The following is an 18441-nucleotide window of genomic DNA, read 5'->3' as shown; positions in this document are numbered from 1 at the left end:
GGCCGGCCCGGCGCGCGCGGGCCCCGGCCGCCCCTACCGCTGCCCCCGCTCGAAGTACGCCACCAGGTCCGGATCAAGGCGCGGTACCTGGCGCGGGACGCCGCCCGCCCGCAGGGAGGCCGTGGCCTCGTAACCGGCGGCGACCGCCATCCGCGCGGCCACCGGCGAGGTGTCGGTGGCGCCGCCCTCCCGCACGAAGCGCAGGAACTCCTGCACGATCAGCGGATCGGCCCCACCGTGCCCCCGCTCGTCCCCGCCCTTGATCTCGTACGTCTCGTCGGGCTCGGCCCGGTAGGCGGAGCGGCGGGAGTTCCAGACCTTCACCAGGCTGCCGGGACCGTCGCCGAAGTTCTCCAGGCGGCCCGCGTCACCGATGACCGTGTAGTTGCGCCAGTAGTCCGGGGTGAAATGACACTGCTGGTACGAGGCGAGGACGCCGTTGTCCAGGCGCATGTTGAGCAGCGACACGTCCTCGATGTCGATCACCGGGTTCAGCGCGCGCTGGGCGGCCGGGGGCCAGTGGCCGTCCTTGGTGTACCAGTCATCGGTCTTCGGCTCGCCCGGGGCCCTGCGGTGCGGGCTGTCGCCGTAGACCATGAGGTCGCCCATCGCCTGCACGTCACGCGTGTAGCCGCCGGACAGCCAGTGCACCACGTCGATGTCGTGTGCCGCCTTCTGCAACAGCAGGCCGGTGGTGTAGCGGCGCTCGGCGTGCCAGTCCTTGAAGTACCAGTCGCCGCCGTACCCCACGAAGTGACGCACCCAGACCGTTTTGACGGCGCCGATGACACCCCGGCCGATCAGGTCGCGCATCATCCGCACCACGGGCATGTGCCGCATGTTGTGGCCCACGTAGAGGCGGGTGCCGGTCTCGTGGGCCGTGCGCAGGATCTCGTCGCAGCGCTCCACGGTGATGTCCAGGGGCTTCTCCACGAACACCGGCTTTCCGGCGCGCAGGGCGGCGCGGGCGAGGTCCGCGTGGGTGTGGTCGGGGGTGAGGACGAGCACGGCGTCCAAGTCCGCGGCGCCGGTCACCTCGTGGTGGTCGGCGCCGACGCGCGCGCCGGGGAAAGCGGCGGCGGCCGCCTCCCGCGCCCGGGGGTCGGGGTCGGCGACGGCGGCGACGACCGCGCCGCGTCCTGGCCGGTGCGCGGTACGGGCGATGCTGCCGCGCAGGCCGTATCCGATGGCGCCGATACGGAGGTCGGTCATGTCACCTTCCTTGTGGTTCAGGGGAGTTGGGGCAGGAGCCCGCACCGGCCGAGCGCGAGGTAAGGGGCGCGGGGCGCGAGGTACGGGGCGTGAGGCGTGAGATACGGGGCGTGACATACGGGGCGCGAGGCACAGGCGCGAGGTGCGAGGTGATCGGCCCGGGTTCGCCCCCTCGACCGCGCGGCGTCCGCGCCGGAACACGCACCTCGCGGCTGCCACCCGGGCGCGTACCCCCACGCGCTGTCCGCGTCGGCGTCGGCCACCCCCCCGCACGCGAACCCCGGGCCCCAGAAGCACCGTCCAGCTCCCCGCTCCGCCCCGCGCGATGGCCGGATTCCTCACCATTTCCCCACACCTCGGGGGCGGCCCGCCCACGCGAGCGCGGCGACCCGCCCCGCGCCTCCGGAGCACGTGGCAGGGGCGCGTGTCCGGATGCGACGGGTCGGCGGCCGGAACTCGACGGCACGCGACGAGCGCGGTCAGGGAGGCGTCCGGTTCCACATCGCACACTCCCCCGCGCGCCCCGCACCACCTTCGCGCCCCCTTCACGCCGGTCCGTGCCCCAACGCGCCTCCCCCTGGGGCCACCGAAAAGACACCGCCAGGGTCCCACAGCTGGACCCGAACCGTCCCGTTCCCCTTCAGGACCAAGGACGCCCTCGATCATGGGCGGACGGCCCGCCCGAGCCGGCGGGCCCGTGCCGACGCGTGGACGCGCCGCGCCACCCCCGCCCGCCCCGCGCAATCGATCTCCGTCGTGCCCACACCCCTCCACCGCCAGCGGGTCCACCGACAAAAACACCAGGTCAGATGGGCAGAGAGGCGACCGCAGCGCCCTCACGACCCGGCGCACAGGACACATACGCCCGGCGCGGCATGCCGACGGGTGCGCTCGACCCGCCACCCCCCGCCACCCCGGAAGCGCAAGGGTGCTGGTGGGGGCAGAGGCGCGGGCCCCGTTCATTCACCCACACGCGTGAAAAAGAGTCCGTTTGCGTCAGGTTCGAAGCTGAATCGGTTCTGCACTTGTTCTCAGATGTCACGTCCATGCTCATCCGATTCCGCTTGCTGTCCCTCAGTGCCACATGGCCACGAAACTTTTGCCGTGGGCATGTGGCAGGAACTTGTGTGAAGGGGATGCAATCGACTGGGACCGGACGGGGCCGGGCCGCACACAACACATCGCCATCCAACGTCAACTCGGCTGCTTCTGGCCAACGTTGGCAAAAAATGGCACAGGAACCGATGGTGAACCACACCAGGAGCTGGGGAGCCACAACTGGAGAGGCCGGCCCCTTCAGGACGGGACCACTGCCGATGCACCACCTGCCGGGGCCACCCATGGCAGGCGTTTCGCGGAGGAGGCTCGCGGATGCACGGATACGTCAACAGCCGGCCGTACCAACAACTCAGGGAAGACGTCAGGCACTTCGCGGAGAGCGAGGTGAGGCCCCGGATAGCCGAGATGGAGACGGCCCGCACCGTCCAGCACGAACTGTCGCGGCTCATCGCCCGCCAGGGCTGGATCGGCGCCACCGTGAGCCCCGCGTACGGGGGCATGGGCGTCGGCCACCTCGGCAAGACCATCATCATCGAGGAGCTGTCGCGGGTCAGCGGCGCGATGGGCGCCATGGTGCAGGCCTCGCAGCTCGGCGTCGCCAAGATCGTGCACTTCGGTAACGAGGAACAGAAGAAGAACTGGCTTCCGGCGGTCTGCGCGGGCGACTGCCTTCCGACGATCGCCGTCACCGAGCCCGAGTCGGGCGGGCATGTCCTGGGGATGGCCGCGAGCGCGGTCCGCGATGGCGACGACTACATTCTTCAGGGCCGCAAAGTCTTTGTGGGCAATAGCCATGTCGGCGATCTTCACGGGGTGATCCTTCGCACCGGGCCGGGCTCCCACGGGCTCTCGGCCTTCCTTGTCGAGTCCGGCCGGCCCGGCTTCTCACTGGGCGAGCATCGGCCGGCGATGGGGCTGCACGGCTTCAGTTTCGGCGAGGTCCGTTTTGACAACTGTCGTATTCCGGTGGCCAATCGGCTCGGACAGGAGGGCGACGGCCTCGCCGTGGCGTACTCCTCGAGCGTGTTGTACGGGCGGGCCAATCTCACCGCCGTGTCCCTGGGCATTCACCAGGCGATCCTGGAGGAGACCACCAAGTTCTGCCGGGAACGCGTTCGTTACGGCAAGCCGTTGTACGAACTGCCCAACATCAAAATCAAGTTGGGACAATTGCAGTCCCGGGTGATGACGGCGCGACTTGTGGCCTACCACGCGGTCCAGATGCTCGACCAGGGGCTGCCCTGCGATGCCGAACTCATGAACGCCAAGGTGGTCAACGTCGAGTCGGCTCTGGACTCGGCGCGCAACGCCATGGAGATCCACGCGGCGGCGGGCCTGTTCACCGACCGTCCCATCGAGAGGTATCTGCGCGACGCCCACCACATCTTCGCGCCGGCCGGCACCTCGGACGTCCAGCTGCTGCGGCTGGCCGAGGTGGCGCTCGGCATGGCGAAGGGGCAGTGGTCGCAGCGGCTGTCCGACCGGGTGCGCCTCGAAGAGCCCGCACCCCTGCACTGACCGTCACCGCGCGCGAGGACGTCAGAAACCGCCGTCCTCGCGCCGGTGGATCTGCTCGATCAGCTCCGCCGCCATGGACTTGATCGTTTCGAGCCCGGCCCTGCCCCAGGGCCGGGGTTCGGTGTCCACCACGCAGATCGTGCCCAGCGCGATGCCCGTGCGGTCGATGAGCGGCGCCCCGAGATAGGACCGGATGCCGATCTCGTCGACGACCGGGTTGCCGGCGAACCGCGGGTAGTCGCACACGTCCTCAAGGACGAGCGCCTTGCGCCGGACCACGACGTGCGGGCAGTACCCGTGGTCGCGGGCCATGATCCGGCTCACTCCCCCGGTGCCGGCGACCGCCGCGCCCAGGTCCGAGCCGGTGTGGGCGCCCTGGGGGGTGTGCAGGCCCGCGAAGAACTGCTGGTTCTCATCGATGAAGTTGACCATCGAGAAGGGGGCGCCGGTCACCTCGGCGAGCTTGTGGGCGAACTCGTCGAAGGCGGGATCGGGCAGTCGCCCCATGCCGAGCTGGCGCAGCCGCTGCACGCGGGCCGGCGCCTCCCGGTCGACGGGGGTGAGCAGCAGATGTCCGGTCGGGTCGTACGTCATAGTCAGGCTCCATGGCTGGTGGCTGCCGGGACGGTGGCGAGCAGATGCTGGACCAGGGTGACCAGCGTCCGGATGCCGGAGCTGCCGATGCGGGCGTCGCACAGCACGACGGGGACCTCGGGTTTGAGGTCTATGGCGGCCCGCACCTCCTCCGGCTCGTAGCGGTACGAACCGTCGAACTCGTTGACGGCGACGAGGAATTGGATGCCCCGCCGCTCGAAGAAGTCGACGGCGGCGAAGCACGCGTCGAGTCTGCGGGTGTCGGCGAGGATCACCGCGCCGAGCGCCCCTTCGGACAGCTCGTCCCACATGAACCAGAAGCGCTCCTGGCCGGGCGTGCCGAACAGATAGAGCACATGGCGGTCGTCCAGGGTGATGCGGCCGAAGTCCATGGCGACCGTGGTGGTGGTCTTGGACTCGACCCCTTCGAGGCTGTCGTGCGCCACGCTGACCGTGGTCAGAAGCTCTTCGGTGGAGAGCGGTTCGATCTCGCTGACCGCTCCGACAAAGGTGGTCTTGCCGACCCCGAACCCGCCCGCGACGAGGATTTTCAGCGCGGTCGGGAACAGGTCCACGGCGTCCCGTTCGGGGCGGGTGTCACAGCCGTCGTCGTAGGCCATCGAGCACTGCCTCCAGCAGAGATCGGTCGGTGGGCGTGTGAGTGAAGCGGGGGGCCCGTGCGGTCACCGCCCCGCAGTCCACCAGATCGGACAGGAGCACTTTGGTGACGACGGCCGGCAGCCGCAGGTGAGCCGAGATCTCCGCCACCGATGTGGGGCCCTTGCACAGGCCGAGTGCCTGTGAGTGCTCGGGGCCCAGGTGCATCAGGGGAGGAGTGCCGGTCGCCATGACCTGGGAGAGCAGATCGAGCGTGGCAGTCGGCCTGGTGCGGCCGTTGCTCACCGTGTAGGGGCGGATCAGCCGCCCGGCCGCGTCGTCGAGCCACGGCCCGTCCTGAGGGGCCGCCACCGTCAACTCCTCAGACCGCTCGGTGTTCCGGCGCTCTGCCTCGCAGGTGTCACCAGGTAGGGACGTACGCTCTTGACGAGCATGGCCATCTCGTAGCCGAGCACGGCGGCGTCCGCCTCCCGGCCGGCGAGTACGGCGAGACAGGTGCCGGAGCCGGCCGTGGACACGAACAGCAGGGTGGAGTCCAGCTCCACCACCACCTGGCGCACCTCGCCCCCGTCGCCGAAGCGCGCCCCGGCGCTGCGGCCCAGGGAGTACAGGCCCGAGGCGAGGGCCGCCATGTGGTCGGCGCTGTCGGTGTCCAGACCGTGCACGGATTTGACCAGTCCGTCACAGGAGAGCAGAACCGCGTTGTGGGTGTAGGGCACCCGCTGGACAAGACCGCTCAGGAGCCAGTCGAGGTCCGAGACGTGTCCGGTCGGCGCATCGCTCGCCATGGTGCATCTACTCCTTGGAGTGTTCGGCGTCAGTTTCCGACTGGAGCGCCTGGGGGGACTGGTGGGTCGGCTCTGCGAAGTGGTGCTGCTGCGCCTCCGCGAGCCCGATGCCGCGCTGGAAGGCGGCCATCAACCCCGGATCGTGCAGGGTGTGTTCGTCGTTCCTGCGGGGCGCGGGGGCGTCGCGCAACTGGGGCACCAGGTGTTCCTGGCTGCGGCGCCGGGGCAGATCGGGGCGGCCCATGGTGCCGCGCACGGCGGCGCTCTGGTTTCTCGGCGCGCTGGAGACGCGCGGTTCGGCGCTCTCGCCGGTCACGCCGGTCACGCCGTGGTGGATGCCGGGGGGCGCGGCGGCGGGGTTGGGCCGCTGCGGGTCCGCCCCGCGCACGGGGAGCGGCCCGTTGCCGTGCCCCACCGTGGTCGGCTCCGCGCGGTGCTGCCGGGGCGGCGGCACCGGATCCATGGGGAGCCGCGTCGCGGGGGCAGGGGCTGGGGCGGGATCCAGCGGTACGGATGCGGACAGCGGCCTCGCGCGTTCTGCCTGCGCCGGGTCGAAGGCCGGCTCCGAGTGGGCCGGTTCGCGGTGAGCCGGTTCGCGGTGCGTGGGCTCCAGGTGGGCCGGTTCGTGATGGGCCGGTTCCAGGTGGGCCGGTTCCAGATGGGCAGGTTCGGCGTGGGCGGGGAGCGGGGCGGGGGCCGGGAGCGCGGGGCTCGCCTCGGCGGCGGCCGCCGGCCCGCCGGGCGCCTTCGCCCCAAAGACCTGGCCCGCGCCCTCCCGCGCGGCGCTCCGGCCCGCCTGCGCGTCGGAGCGATGGTGCTGGCCGCCCTCGCCCGGCTCGGCGCCCAACAGGTCCTGCGGCAGCACCAGTACGGCCTGCACTCCCCCGTAGATGTTGGTCCCCAGGCGGACCGCGATGCCGTGCCTGCGGGCGAGCGCGGAGACCACGAACAGTCCGATGCGGCCGTCCTGTAGGAGGTGGGCGACGTTGACCTGGTCGGGGTCGCACAGCAGGGCGTTCATCTTGTTCTGCTCGGTGACCGGCATCCCCAGGCCCCGGTCCTCGACCTCCACGGCGAGGCCCGCCGTCACGAACTGGGCCCGCAGCAGGACCTGGGTGTGCGGGGCGGAGAACACCGTGGCGTTCTCGACGAGTTCGGCGAGCAGGTGGATCACGTCGGCCACGGCGTGGCCGCGCAGCGTCCCGTCGATCGGCGGGACGAGCTTGACCCGGGGGTACTGCTCGACCTCGGCGATAGAGGAGCGCAGGACCTCCGTCATGGTGACCGGATGCGACCACTGGCGCCGGGAGATGGCGCCGCCGAGCACGGCCAGGTTCTCGGCGTGCCGGCGGATGCGGGTGGCCAGATGGTCGACGTGGAAGAGGCCCTTGAGCAGTTCGGGGTCCTCCACCTGGTTCTCCAGCTCGTCCAGGAGCTGGATCTCGCGGTGGACGAGTGATTGCAGCCTGCGGGCGAGGTTGACGAAGACCTCGACCTTCTGTTCGTTGCCGACGCTGCTGGAGAGCTGGGACGCCTGCACCACGGCGGCCACGGCCGCGTCGTGGGAGCGGGTCAGCTCGTGCGCGAGCAGTTCGAACGCGTCCGCGCCCGGCGGCAGTTGGGCCGGCGCGCGGCGCGCGGGCGGCCCTTCGCCGCGGCGCAGCGCCTCCACGACCGTACGCAGATCGGCGGCCGACCGCGCGCTGCCGCGGCGCAGTCCGTTGGCGCGGCCGAGGACGGACTTGGCCACCCGGTCGGCGCCGATGCCCGCCGCGACCAGCGCGGCGATCGCCAGCACGGCGAGCCCCGCGAGCAGCGCCCAGAGCCCGAGGGAGGGGTGCTTGCCGGTGGAGTGCAGGGTGAAGGCGACCGCGGCCGCGCCGCACAGGACCGCGACGGTGGCGGGCAGCACGGCGGCGCGCAGCAGTTGGGGTCGTATGCGGGACTCGTGCGGCGGGCGGGACCGTTGGGGCGCCGGGGCCCGGCCCGCCGGGTCCTTGCGGCCGGCGTCGGCGGGGGCGTGCGGCCGGGTGGCGTTACGGCCGTGCCGCCCGCCCTCGCGGCGGTCCGGCCGCGCTGCGGATGCGCGGAGATGTGACATCGGCGTCCTCGGTGCGTGGGGTGCCATGGATCACTTCGGCAGGCCCGACACGGCTGCCGCAAGGCCCACGTTGCTCGTCGGCGCCTCACCGTAGTAGCCAATCCATCACCCTCGGTGCGCAGTTGGCAAACTTCCCCGGACGGCGTCCCACTCTGGTATGACGCCTCGTACGGCCGACCGATATCGGGCAGGGGCGCACGCCGCCCCTGCCCCTGCCCCTGCCCCTGCCCGACCGATCGTGGGGCACCTTTCCGGCTGCGGGGTACCTTCTCAGCCGTCCGAACCGGGCAGCGTCGTCGTGGTCAGCGTGCCGGCGGGGACCCCGGCGAGCGCGCCCTCGATCGAGTCGCGCCAGACGGGCCCCGCGAGGGTGCCGCCGAACGCCTGGCCGACGATCGTGCCACCGATGCTCTGGCCGTCGAGGTCGTGCGGGCTCTTGGTGTCGCTGACCACGGCCGCGCCGGACAGCTCGGGGGTGTAGCCGGCGAACCACACCTGCTTGCTGTCGTCGGTGGTGCCGGTCTTGCCCGCGCTGTCACGGTCGGTGAGCCCGGCGGGCTTGCCGGTGCCGTCCTGGACGACGCCCAGGAGCATGGTCGTGACGGTGTCGGCGGTCTCCGGCGACATCACCTGGTGACAGTCGGCCCCCGGCACCGGGACGCTGCCGCCGTCGGGCTTGGTCACCGAGGTTATGGCGACGGGGGCGCAGTAGGTGCCGTGGTTGGCGAACGTCGCGTAGACGTTGGCCATCTCCAGCGGCGTCAGGTCGTTGCTGCCCAGCGTGAGCGAGGGGACGACCTGCAACTTGGTGCCACCGGCCTGGGCCTTGATGCCGAGCGAGTTGGCCATCTTCGCCACCTCGCACAGCCCCGTGTCCGCCTCCAGCTCCGCGAAGTAGGTGTTGACGGACTGCGCCATGGCGTCCGGCATGGCGAACGGCCCGACCAGGGAGTGGCTGTCGTTATGGACCTCGCCGTTCTCCGGATAGGTGTTGCCCGCGCAGTCGGACATCGCGGGCCAGGGCATGGAGTACGGCGCCGGGTACTTCTGCGACGGGCTCGTGCCCTTCTCCAGCGCGGCGGCCGCCACGATCGGCTTGAACGTGGAGCCGGTCGGGAAGCCGAGGCCGCCGCCCATCTTCGTCCCGACGTTGAGGTTGATCTCGGTCTGGTGCGCGCCCAGGCCGTAGTCGCGGCTCTGGCCCATCGCGACGATCTTTCCGGTGCCGGGCTGGACGAGGCTCATCACGGCGGCGGCGTCGTCCGTGGTGTACGCGTGCGAGGTGACCGAGTCCTGGAGCGACTTCTGCGCCTTGGGCGACAGCGTCGTGTGGATCTTCAGACCGCCCCTGCTCCACAGCGCGCGCCGTTCGGCGGCCGTCTTGCCGAAGGCCGGATCGCTCAGGACGGTCCGGTGCACGTAGTCGCAGAAGAAGCCCTCGCCGTGCTGAGCGGTGATGCAGCCCTGGCGCGGCGCACTGATCTTGAGCTGGATCGGAGTGGCGATCGCCTCCTGGGCCTGGGCGGAGGTGATCGAGCCGTATTCGGCCATCTTGCTCAGCACGGTGTCCCGGCGCTGCTTGGCCAGGGCCGCGTTGCTGACCGGGTCGTACATGGACGGCGACTGGACGAGCCCGGCCAGCAGAGCCGCCTGCGGAAGGCTCAGGTCCTTGGCGTGCACGCTGAAGTAACGCTCAGAGGCCGCCTCGATGCCGTACGCCTGCTCACCGAAGAAGGTGATGTTGAGGTAGTTGGTGAGAATCTGGTCCTTGGGCAGGGTCTGCTCCAGCTCGATCGCGTAGCGCAGCTCCTGGATCTTGCGGCCGAGGGTCTGGCGCTGGGCTTCGAGTACCGCCTTCTGGTCGCTGCCCGCCTGCTCGACGAAGACGTTCTTGACGTACTGCTGGGTGAGGGTGGAGGCACCCTGGGCGACGCTTCCACTGGCCGCGTTCTTGTTCAGCGCGCGCAGTACGCCCTGGAGATCCACGGCTCCGTGCTGGTAGAAGCGGTTGTCCTCGATGTCGACCAGTGCCTGGCGCATGACCGGCGCGATCTGGTCACCGGGTATGACGGTGCGGTCACGGTCGTAGACGGTGGCGATGAGCCCCCCGTCGGCGTCGTAGATCCCCGACGCCTGCGACAGCGGGGGCGTCTTGAACTCGTCGGGCAGGCTGTTGAAGCTCTCCGCGGCGGATTTGGCGCCCACCCCCAGCGCACCCGCCACCGGCAGCGCGACGCCGGCGGCCATCGCGCCCGCCAGGACACTCACTCCGAGGAACCGAAACGTACGACTGAGGGCGGATCCGGATCCATCCGGACGGGAACGCGTGAAGGGCATACGGCGAAACATACGCAGTACACCTATGAATCACATCAAAGAATTATGTACGAGGTGTCGATCCGGCTGCCGGGGCGGGTGGCCGGATATAGGTGAGGGTGTGGTGGGAGACCAGCCTCCCCTCGGTGTCGGTCGTCTCGGCGGTGCCGTAGACGATCAGGCGGCCGGCGCGGACGATGGTCGCCTCGCACATCAGATCGGTGCGTGCGGGACCGAGGAAGCTCGTGGTCATCTGCTGCGTGACGCTGGGGTCGTCCGCGCCGGACAGCGACATGATGGCGATCCAGCAGGTCACGTCGGCCAGCGTCATGGCGCACCCGCCCTGGAGGACGCCGCCCGGCCTGAAGAGCTCGGGGCGCTGCGGCAGCGCGACCTTGGCCCACCCCTCTTTGAGTGCTTCGACCCGGAACCCCCACCAGGGCCCGAAGGGGCTGCTGTCAAGAACCGCTTGAGCCGCCGCGACATCCATCACCGGGGGAACATAGCACCGGATCTCGACGGCGGCGCGCGTGAGTCCGGCGAGGTGGGTTGGTTTGCTCGGGTGCGTCAACTGGCAGCGGCAATAGGGCAGTTACGCGCCGGCGTACGCTCAAGTGCCGCTTACGCAACCGCACTCCCGACCTCCACCTAAAACCGCCTCACCCGGGACCGCCCTCGCCGAGCAGGGGCCTCAGGTGGTCATGGGCCCACGCGGCGAGCGTGGTCGGGGTGGTGGTCCCCACGGTTCGCGGCTGTTCGGGTACGAAGTCCTCGCGCAGGCCGGTCGACATGCCGATGACGGCCTCGACCAGGCCTTCGCTCATCCCGGCCCGCCGGAGCTGGGCGCGCATCGCGTCGTCCGTGACGCGCTCGACGCCGATCCGCCGCCCGGTGGCCGCCGTCAGGATGCCGGCGACCTGGTGCCAGGTGAGGTCGGCGGGACCGTGCACCGCCTGTACGCACCGGCCCGACCAGGCCGGCGAGAGCAGCCGCCCGACGGCCACCTCGGCGATGTCGCGGGGCGCGACCCAGGCCATGGGCTGGTCGAGCGGCAGGATCACCTGGAGCTTGCCGGCCCGCAGGGCGTCGATCTGGAGGTCGAGGTTGGTGAAGAAGTAGCCGCAGCGCAGGTGGGTCACGTCGACACCGAGGCCGTCGAGAGCGCTCTCCGTGTGGGCGAGACCATCGATCTCGCCGGCGCCGTGCCGCTTTTCGGCGCCGACGCTGCTCTGGAAGACGACGCGGCCGATCCGGTTCTCGGTGACGGCGCGGACCACGCTCGCGGTGGCCCGCGCGTAGTCCGCGAGCGGGTCCTGACCGCCGGTGGTCGGGTCCACCCAGAACAGCGCGTCCACGTCACGGGTGGCGGCGGCCACGGCATCGGCGTCGTACTGGTCGACCCGCGCGGCATCGACCTCGCCCCGCACGTCCGGGGCGAGCCGTCCCGGGTCGCGCGCGAGGACGCGCGGCCGGACGCCGGCACGGATCAGGGCGGTGACGACGTGCCGGCCGACGTTGCCGGTCGGGGTGGTGACGGCGATCTTCATGATGTCCTCCCACTCGGTGGTCGTCCGCAGGATGGCCGAAGGCGGCGGCAGCGCCCGCGACCAACACGAACCGCCTTCCCGGATGCGGTCGCCGGAATGCCGCCCGTTCCCCATTCCCCGAACCGGGCTCCCCAGGGCTTGCCCCCCGGCCCGGCCCCCAGCCCCGGGCCCCGACCCTGCCCCGGCCCCGGTCCCGGCGCGGGTTCCCCCTGGCCCCGCCCCCGGCCCCTGGCCCCCGGCCCGGGTTCCCCTCGCCCCGGTACGGCCCCCGGCCCCGCCCCGCGCCCCCTGGCCGACCCGGGCTCCCCCGGCCGGACCGGGCCCCGGGCATCCACCCATCAACCGGAGTCCCCCCGGCCTCCGCCCCCGGCCTCCACCCCCGGCACCCGTCCCCCGCCCCGCCCTGAGACCCCCTCCGCCCCCCGCCCCGCCGGATGGTTGACTACCCCGCATGGCTCTCCCACCACCGCCCGCCCCGGATCCGATCGACCCGGCGATCCCTGTGCCGGTGGACCTCGAACTCCTCGTCGCGCTGCGGGGGTTGGGGGACGCCGCCAGGGAGCCGTTCACCCCGGCGAACCTCGCGGCCCGGCAGAAGCAGGACGCGGCGGCGCGCCCCCGGCCGACCGCGCGGGACCTGTGCGCCGACGGCCGCTTCGAGGTGGCCGAGCTGCGGGTGCCGGGGGCCCGCGCGGGGCGGGAGGTCACCCTGGTGAGTGCGCGTCCCGCGGGTCTGACCGGTCCGCTTCCGCTGCTGTACTACCTGCACGGCGGCGGAATGATCATGGGCAACGCGTGGTCCGTCCTGCCGAAGGTGCTGCGCCAGTGGGCGCTCCCACTGGGCCTCGCCGTCCTCTCCGTCGAGTACCCGCTCGCGCCGCGAGCGCGGTATCCGGTACCGGTCGAGGACTGTTACGCCGGGCTCCTGTGGACGGCCGCGCACGCCCCGGACCTGGGGATCGACCCGGACCGTTTCGTCATCGGCGGCCGGAGCGCGGGTGGCGGGCTCGCCGCGGCGCTGGCCCTGATGGCGCGCGACCGGGGCGGCCCGGAGCCGGCCGGCCAACTGCTCCTGTGCCCGATGCTCGACGACCGCGCCACCACCTTCTCCACGCGTCAGATGGCCGGCGCCGACCTCTGGGACCGTACCTCCAACGCCACCGCCTGGCAGGCCCTGCTGGGCGACCTGTACGGAACGCCGGACGTGCCGCCCTATGCCGCGCCCGCACGGGCCACCGATCTGACGCGGCTGCCTCCGGCGTACATCGAGGTCGGGTCTGCCGAGACCTTCAGGGACGAGGGCGTGGCCTACGCGAACGCGATCTGGCAGGCCGGCGGCCGGGCCGAACTGCACGTGTGGCCGGGCGCCTTCCACGGTTTCGACAGCTTCGCCCCGACGGCGGCGCTCAGCCTCGACGCCCAGGAGACCCGCGTCCGCTGGCTGCGGCGCACCCTCGCGCCGTCCGGCGCAAACGAAAAGCGCGACACTTGACCGAATCTCGCCTCACGACGTGGAGTTGACGGGCCGTCACGTCGGGGGGTCCGGCGCGCCTCACACCTGCCGGGCGACCACGAACAGCACCAACAGCACGGTGGCGCCCGCGCTCACCCCGTGGGCGACGACGGCGGTGAAGGGGAAGTGGCGCTCCGCCGTGGCGCCGCCCGTGGAGTGCCGTCCGGAACTGGGCAGCCACCGCAGCAGCATCGTGAAGCCGAACGCGGCCACCACCAGGACACCCGCGCACGCCGCCCAGGCCAGGCTCGCCAGGTCGCCCAGAAGGTAGCCGCTCCAGGCCGCGAGTCCCGCCACCGCGACCGCCACATGACCCCCGACCAGCCACAGCGGCAGGCGCGTCACGCCGGGGGCCCGCTGGCTCAGCCCGCCGTGGCGGATCCACACGACGGCCAGATAGCCGCCGAGCGCGGCGGTGAGCAGCCACGCACCCAGCACGAACACGCCCATGCGCTCCCCCGAAGTCCCGAGACGGGATGTCGTGCACCAGCACAGCGCACGCCGGGGAGCGGTCCCGGACTCCCATTCACCGATTCACCCGTTGGCGTGAACAGAGTCCCGAGTCCCCCGCGCGGCCGGGCTCGGCTGTGGCATGGCGCGCTCGGCCCCCGCCGAATCCGAGACTCCGCCCGGCACGCGCCCGCCCGCCGAATCCGAGACTCCGCCGAGGTGGGCGCAGGCCCCGCCCGCCGCCGAAATCGAGGGCCCGCCCCGCCCGGCACGGCCCCATGCCGCCGTCACCCGTCGAGCGCCGTCCCGCAGCTCCAGCAGAAGCGCGCCCCGCGCTCACCGCAGACCCGCCCGCACTCGGGGCACACCCGGGTGAGGAAGCACGCCGCCTCTCCGCCCTCCTCGTTCGGCGGCCCGCCGATGGTGAGCCCGGGCCTGCGCTGGTGCACGGAGAGGTAGCCCATGCCCTCGTCCCCGGCGATCAGGGCGCGCCGCGAACCCCTGGGCAGCCAGAGCGCGGTGACGGGGCGCAGCTCCTGGGTGCCCGCGTCGGTGCGGAGCCGGCCACCGCCTTCGAGGACGACCAGGAGGACGTCGAGCCGGAGATCGGTGTGCTCCTCGATGGTCCGGCCCGGCGGCAGGCGCAGCAGGTTCGCGTCGAGCCCCCGTCCGCTCTCGCTCAGCCGCCACAGCGCGCCACTCGTGTCCGGCGCCGCCGCCGCGAGCTCCCGGCCGAGGTCGGCCACCACCCGCGCGGTCCCCTGCTCCATCTGTCCCTCATCCTCCCCGCGACCGGCACGGTTCTTCCGTGGGCCGCCCCGTCGTCCGCACACACATGCCTATTGCAAGTATTGCAAAGAGCAAGACAAAAAGCGTATAGCTCGCATCAACTCTCCGGAGTCGCACCCTTGCCCACCGCGCCCGGGATGCAGTCTGAGGTGAAGCGGAACACCGGCCACCGTAAGCCAGAACGGAGGACCGGCGTGTTCCGGGCAGCCCTGAAAGGAGCGACGGTGGCGGTACGGCGTGGTGCTCGGATGGAAGCGGAGAAGGTGGCCGGCTACGCCACGGAACAGCTTCTGCGGGCCGGGCGGATACTGCGGCGGACCACGACGACGCCGGACCTGCGGGCGGTGTACCGCGCGGACCAGAAGGTCAACGACGAGCCGTACCGCGAGCGTTGGGCCCACGACAAGGTGGTGCGCTCCACGCACGGCGTGAACTGCACGGGGTCGTGCTCGTGGAAGGTGTACGTCAAGGACGGGCTCATCACCTGGGAGACCCAGGAGACGGACTATCCCTCGGTGGGACCCGACCGGCCGGAGTACGAGCCGCGCGGCTGCCCCCGGGGCGCCTCCTTCTCCTGGTACACCTACTCCCCCACCCGTGTCCGTCACCCCCTGGCGCGCGGCGTCCTCGTGGAGATGTACCGGGAGGCCAAGGGGCGGCTGAAGGACCCCGTGGCCGCCTGGGCGGAGGTCACCCAGGATCCCGAGCGGCGCCGGCGCTACCAGACGGCGCGGGGCAAGGGCGGCCTGGTGCGCGTCGGCTGGGAGGAGGCCCTGGAGATGGCGGCCGCCGCCCAGGTGCACACCATCAAGACCTACGGCCCCGACCGCGTCGCCGGGTTCTCCCCCATCCCCGCCATGTCCATGGCCTCGCACGCGGTCGGCGCCCGCTACCACTCCCTCATCGGCGCGCCCATGCTGTCGTTCTACGACTGGTACGCGGACCTGCCGATCGCCTCCCCGCAGGTCTTCGGCGACCAGACGGACGTGCCGGAGTCGGGTGACTGGTGGGACGCGGCGTATCTGATGCTGTGGGGCTCCAACGTGCCGGTGACGCGCACCCCGGACGCGCACTGGATGGCCGAGGCGCGCTACCGGGGGCAGAAGGTGGTGGTCGTCTCTCCCGACTACGCGGACGCGACGAAGTTCGCGGACGAGTGGCTGCATCCGCATCCCGGCACCGACGGGGCGCTGGCCATGGCCATGGGGCATGTCGTCCTGAGCGAGTTCTTCGTCAAGCGCCAGGTGCCGTACTTCACGGACTACGTACGCAAGTTCACCGATCTGCCCTTCCTGGTGGAGGTGACGGCCCGCGAGGACGGCAGCCGCGTCGCGGGCAAGTTCGTGACCGCGGCCGACCTCGGGCTCGGGGACGAGCCGGGCGCGGCGGCGGACCGGTTCCGGCCGGTCCTGGTTGACGAGGTGTCGGGGCGGCCGGTCGTGCCGGGCGGCACCCTGGGCGACCGCTGGTCCAAGGAGGGCGAGGGACGGTGGAACCTGGAGCTGGGTGACGTCGTGCCCGAGCTGACCTTCCACCGGGCCACGGGCGCCCCGAGCACCGAGATCCTGCTGCCGCGCTTCGACCAGGCGGGCACGGTGCGGCGCGCGGTGCCGGTGCGGGAGATCGGCGGGCGCCAGGTGACCACGGTCTTCGACCTGCTGCTCGCCCAGTACGGCGTATGGCGCGAGGGTCTGACCGGGCAGTGGCCCGTCGACTACCAGGACACCTCGCAGCCCTGCACGCCCGCCTGGCAGGAGACCATCACCTCCGTCCCGGCGGGGGCGGTGGTGCGCGCGGCACGGGAGTTCGCGCACACCGCGGAGAAGACCCGGGGGCGCTGCATGATCGTGATGGGGGCGGGCACCAACCACTGGTTCCACTCCGACACGATCTACCGCTCGTTCCTGTCCCTGCTGCTCCTGACGGGTTGTCAGGGCGTGAACGGCGGCGGCTGGGCGCACTACGTGGGGCAGGAGAAGGTCCGCCCCTATACGGGCTGGCAGCAGACGCAGTCCGCGGCGGACTGGGTGCGTCCCTCGCGCCAGATGGCCGGCACACCGTTCTGGTACCTCCACACCGACCAGTGGCGCTACGAGAGGTACGGCGCGGACGCGCTCTCCTCGCCGGCCGGCCAGGGCCTTTTCGCCGGACGGCACACCATTGACCTGGTCGCGCAGTCGGCGCGCCTGGGCTGGATGCCCTCCTACCCCACGTTCAGCGCCAACCCGCTCGACCTCGGCGCGCGCGTGCACGCCAGCGGCCACGAACCCGGGGAGTGGACGGCGACCGAACTCGCCGCCGGGCGGCTCCAGTTCGCGGGCGCCGACCCCGACGACCCGGCCAACTGGCCCCGGGTCCTGACGGTGTGGCGGGCCAACCTCATCGGCTCGTCCGCCAAGGGCAACGAGTTCTTCCTGCGCCATCTGCTCGGCACCGGCGACAACGCCCGCGCCGAGGAGGCGGCGCCCGACGAGCGGCCCCGCGAGGTGGTCTGGCACGATCAGGCGCCGCGCGGCAAGCTCGATCTGCTGCTCGCCCTCGACTTCCGCATGACCTCCACCACGCTCATGGCGGACCTGGTCCTGCCCGCCGCCACCTGGTACGAGAAACACGACCTGTCCAGCACGGACATGCACCCCTATGTGCACGCGTTCTCACCCGCGATCGACCCGCCGTGGCAGGCCCGCACGGACTTCGAGATCTTCCACGGGCTCGCGGCCAAGCTCAGTGAGCTGTCCGCGGGACACCTGGACACCGCCTATGACCTGGTGGCGACCGCCCTGCACCACGACACCCCGGGCGAGGTCGCCCAGCCCGGCGGCGTGACCCCCGAGTGGCAGGGCGGCCCCGCTCCCGTCCCCGGGTTCAACATGCCCGACGTCACGGTGGTGGAGCGCGACTACACCACCGTCGCCGCCCGGCTCGCGACGCTGGGGCCGCTGGCCGAGCAGCACGGCATGACGGTGAAGGGGGTAACCGTCCATCCCGGCCCCGAGCTGCGCTGGCTGGCCAGCCGCTGCGGGACGGCGGCCTCCGGGCCCGCGAGCGGCCGGCCGCTCCTGGACACCGATGTGAAGCTGTGCGAGGCGATCCTCGCGCTCTCGGGCACCACCAACGGGCGCCTCGCGGCGGAGGGGTTCGACCAGCTCGCCCTGCGCTGCGGCCCTGAGAGCGCTCTCATCACGCTGTCCGAGACGGTCTCCGAGCGGCGCGTGGTCTTCTCCGACACCCAGCGCGGGCCGGTCCAGGTAGGGGCCAGCTTCGAGTGGTCGGGCAAGGAGGCGCCCGACCGCCGCTACTCCCCCTTCACCATCAACACCGAGCACCGCAAGCCCTGGCACACCCTGACCGGCCGCCAGCACTTCTACCTCGACCACGACTGGATGGCCGAGCTCGGTGAACAACTTCCGCTGTACCGGCCGCCGTTGGACCTCGCGGCGCTCGGCGAGCACGCCCAGGCACAGGAGGAGGGCGCCCGCTCGGTCGCGGTGCGCTATGTGACGCCGCACTCGAAGTGGTCGATCCACTCCGAGTACCAGGAGAACCTGCTGATGCAGACTCTGGCGCGCGGCGGACCCGTGATCTGGATGAGCGTCCAGGACGCCGAGGCCATCGAGGTGGCGGACAACGACTGGATCGAGGCGGTCAACGCCAACGGCGTCGTCGTGGCCCGCGCCGTCGTCTCGCACCGCATGCCGCCCGGCACCGTCTTCATGTACCACGTGCAGGAGCGCCTGGTGAACGTACCCAGGTCCGAGACCACGGGCCGGCGCGGCGGTGTCCACAACGCGCTCACCAAGGTCCTCATCAAACCGACCCATCTGATCGGCGGATACGGCCAGTTGTCATTCGCGCCCAACTACTACGGGCCCACCGGCAACCAGCGCGACGCCGTCACCGTGATCCGCCGCCGTTCGCAGAACGTGGAGTACTGAG

14 protein-coding genes are annotated in these 18441 nt (G+C 71.7%); 3 read left to right on the top strand and 11 right to left on the bottom strand.

Annotated elements, in window-relative coordinates; translation table 11 throughout:
- Positions 1-33 precede the first annotated feature (33 nt).
- Positions 34-1212 carry a Gfo/Idh/MocA family protein gene (locus ABR738_RS33690; RefSeq protein WP_350233720.1) on the bottom strand — a complete coding sequence of 393 codons (1179 nt, stop codon included), beginning with the start codon at positions 1210-1212 and terminating at the stop codon, positions 34-36.
- A gap of 1371 nt (positions 1213-2583) precedes the next feature.
- On the opposite strand from ABR738_RS33690, the gene ABR738_RS33685 reads away from it, so the two are divergent.
- The gene (locus ABR738_RS33685; protein WP_350233719.1) at positions 2584-3789 is read left to right on the top strand and encodes an acyl-CoA dehydrogenase family protein; all 1206 of its coding nucleotides are present in this window, start codon (positions 2584-2586) and stop codon (positions 3787-3789) included.
- Between the two features lie 21 nt (positions 3790-3810).
- Here ABR738_RS33685 and ABR738_RS33680 read toward each other — a convergent pair whose 3' ends face one another.
- The 8 genes from ABR738_RS33680 to ABR738_RS33645 form a co-directional block, all read right to left on the bottom strand.
- Positions 3811-4383 (bottom strand): GAF domain-containing protein, encoded by a 573-nt coding sequence (locus ABR738_RS33680; protein ID WP_350233718.1) that lies wholly within the window; start codon positions 4381-4383, stop codon positions 3811-3813.
- Between the two features lie 2 nt (positions 4384-4385).
- A complete protein-coding gene (locus ABR738_RS33675) occupies positions 4386-5003 on the bottom strand; it encodes a GTP-binding protein (protein WP_350233717.1) in 618 nt (205 codons plus the stop codon).
- Complete coding sequence (locus ABR738_RS33670; RefSeq protein WP_350233716.1) at positions 4981-5352, bottom strand: DUF742 domain-containing protein; 372 nt, start codon at positions 5350-5352, stop codon at positions 4981-4983. The genes ABR738_RS33675 and ABR738_RS33670 overlap by 23 nt, the downstream gene beginning before the upstream one ends.
- 2 nt (positions 5353-5354) lie before the next feature.
- Positions 5355-5789 (bottom strand): roadblock/LC7 domain-containing protein, encoded by a 435-nt coding sequence (locus ABR738_RS33665; protein WP_350233715.1) that lies wholly within the window; start codon positions 5787-5789, stop codon positions 5355-5357.
- Between the two features lie 7 nt (positions 5790-5796).
- Positions 5797-7890: an ATP-binding protein gene (locus ABR738_RS33660; protein WP_350233714.1), complete on the bottom strand. Its 2094-nt coding sequence runs from the start codon at positions 7888-7890 to the stop codon at positions 5797-5799.
- 270 nt (positions 7891-8160) lie between these two features.
- Positions 8161-10158 (bottom strand): transglycosylase domain-containing protein, encoded by a 1998-nt coding sequence (locus ABR738_RS33655; protein WP_350233713.1) that lies wholly within the window; start codon positions 10156-10158, stop codon positions 8161-8163.
- 112 nt (positions 10159-10270) lie between these two features.
- A complete protein-coding gene (locus ABR738_RS33650; RefSeq protein ID WP_350234860.1) occupies positions 10271-10696 on the bottom strand; it encodes a PaaI family thioesterase in 426 nt (141 codons plus the stop codon).
- Between the two features lie 169 nt (positions 10697-10865).
- Entirely contained in the window at positions 10866-11753 is an 888-nt protein-coding gene (locus tag ABR738_RS33645; protein ID WP_350233712.1) for an NAD(P)H-binding protein, read from the bottom strand.
- A gap of 451 nt (positions 11754-12204) precedes the next feature.
- Between ABR738_RS33645 and ABR738_RS33640 the strand changes: the two genes are divergently transcribed.
- Positions 12205-13245, top strand: coding sequence for an alpha/beta hydrolase (locus tag ABR738_RS33640; RefSeq protein ID WP_350233711.1), 1041 nt, complete (start codon positions 12205-12207; stop codon positions 13243-13245).
- Between the two features lie 60 nt (positions 13246-13305).
- On the opposite strand, the gene ABR738_RS33635 is transcribed toward ABR738_RS33640, so the two are convergent.
- Together ABR738_RS33635 and ABR738_RS33630 are read right to left on the bottom strand one after the other, a co-directional pair.
- Positions 13306-13716, bottom strand: coding sequence for a hypothetical protein (locus ABR738_RS33635; RefSeq protein ID WP_350233710.1), 411 nt, complete (start codon positions 13714-13716; stop codon positions 13306-13308).
- Positions 13717-14003: 287 nt separating this feature from the next.
- Positions 14004-14486 (bottom strand): hypothetical protein, encoded by a 483-nt coding sequence (locus tag ABR738_RS33630; RefSeq protein WP_350233708.1) that lies wholly within the window; start codon positions 14484-14486, stop codon positions 14004-14006.
- A 267-nt stretch (positions 14487-14753) separates the two neighbouring features.
- On the opposite strand from ABR738_RS33630, the gene ABR738_RS33625 reads away from it, so the two are divergent.
- Positions 14754-18440, top strand: a complete 3687-nt coding sequence (locus tag ABR738_RS33625) for a nitrate reductase subunit alpha (protein WP_350233707.1) — start codon at positions 14754-14756, stop codon at positions 18438-18440.
- Position 18441 lies beyond the last annotated feature (1 nt).

It is taken from the genome of Streptomyces sp. Edi4, from assembly GCF_040253615.1.
GTDB lineage: Bacteria > Actinomycetota > Actinomycetes > Streptomycetales > Streptomycetaceae > Streptomyces.
This window is presented reverse-complemented; position numbering and strand designations above follow the sequence as displayed.

Excerpts from the sequence above, each read along its gene's own strand:
- ABR738_RS33690 (WP_350233720.1), bottom strand. The coding sequence starts at position 1,212 with ATGACCGACCTCCGTATCGGCGCCATCGGATACGGCCTGCGCGGCAGC.
- ABR738_RS33685 (WP_350233719.1), top strand. The coding sequence starts at position 2,584 with ATGCACGGATACGTCAACAGCCGGCCGTACCAACAACTCAGGGAAGAC.
- ABR738_RS33680 (WP_350233718.1), bottom strand. The coding sequence starts at position 4,383 with ATGACGTACGACCCGACCGGACATCTGCTGCTCACCCCCGTCGACCGG.
- ABR738_RS33675 (WP_350233717.1), bottom strand. The coding sequence starts at position 5,003 with ATGGCCTACGACGACGGCTGTGACACCCGCCCCGAACGGGACGCCGTG.
- ABR738_RS33665 (WP_350233715.1), bottom strand. The coding sequence starts at position 5,789 with ATGGCGAGCGATGCGCCGACCGGACACGTCTCGGACCTCGACTGGCTC.
- ABR738_RS33660 (WP_350233714.1), bottom strand. The coding sequence starts at position 7,890 with ATGTCACATCTCCGCGCATCCGCAGCGCGGCCGGACCGCCGCGAGGGC.
- ABR738_RS33650 (WP_350234860.1), bottom strand. The coding sequence starts at position 10,696 with ATGGATGTCGCGGCGGCTCAAGCGGTTCTTGACAGCAGCCCCTTCGGG.
- ABR738_RS33645 (WP_350233712.1), bottom strand. The coding sequence starts at position 11,753 with ATGAAGATCGCCGTCACCACCCCGACCGGCAACGTCGGCCGGCACGTC.
- ABR738_RS33640 (WP_350233711.1), top strand. The coding sequence starts at position 12,205 with ATGGCTCTCCCACCACCGCCCGCCCCGGATCCGATCGACCCGGCGATC.
- ABR738_RS33635 (WP_350233710.1), bottom strand. The coding sequence starts at position 13,716 with ATGGGCGTGTTCGTGCTGGGTGCGTGGCTGCTCACCGCCGCGCTCGGC.
- ABR738_RS33630 (WP_350233708.1), bottom strand. The coding sequence starts at position 14,486 with ATGGAGCAGGGGACCGCGCGGGTGGTGGCCGACCTCGGCCGGGAGCTC.
- ABR738_RS33625 (WP_350233707.1), top strand. The coding sequence starts at position 14,754 with ATGGAAGCGGAGAAGGTGGCCGGCTACGCCACGGAACAGCTTCTGCGG.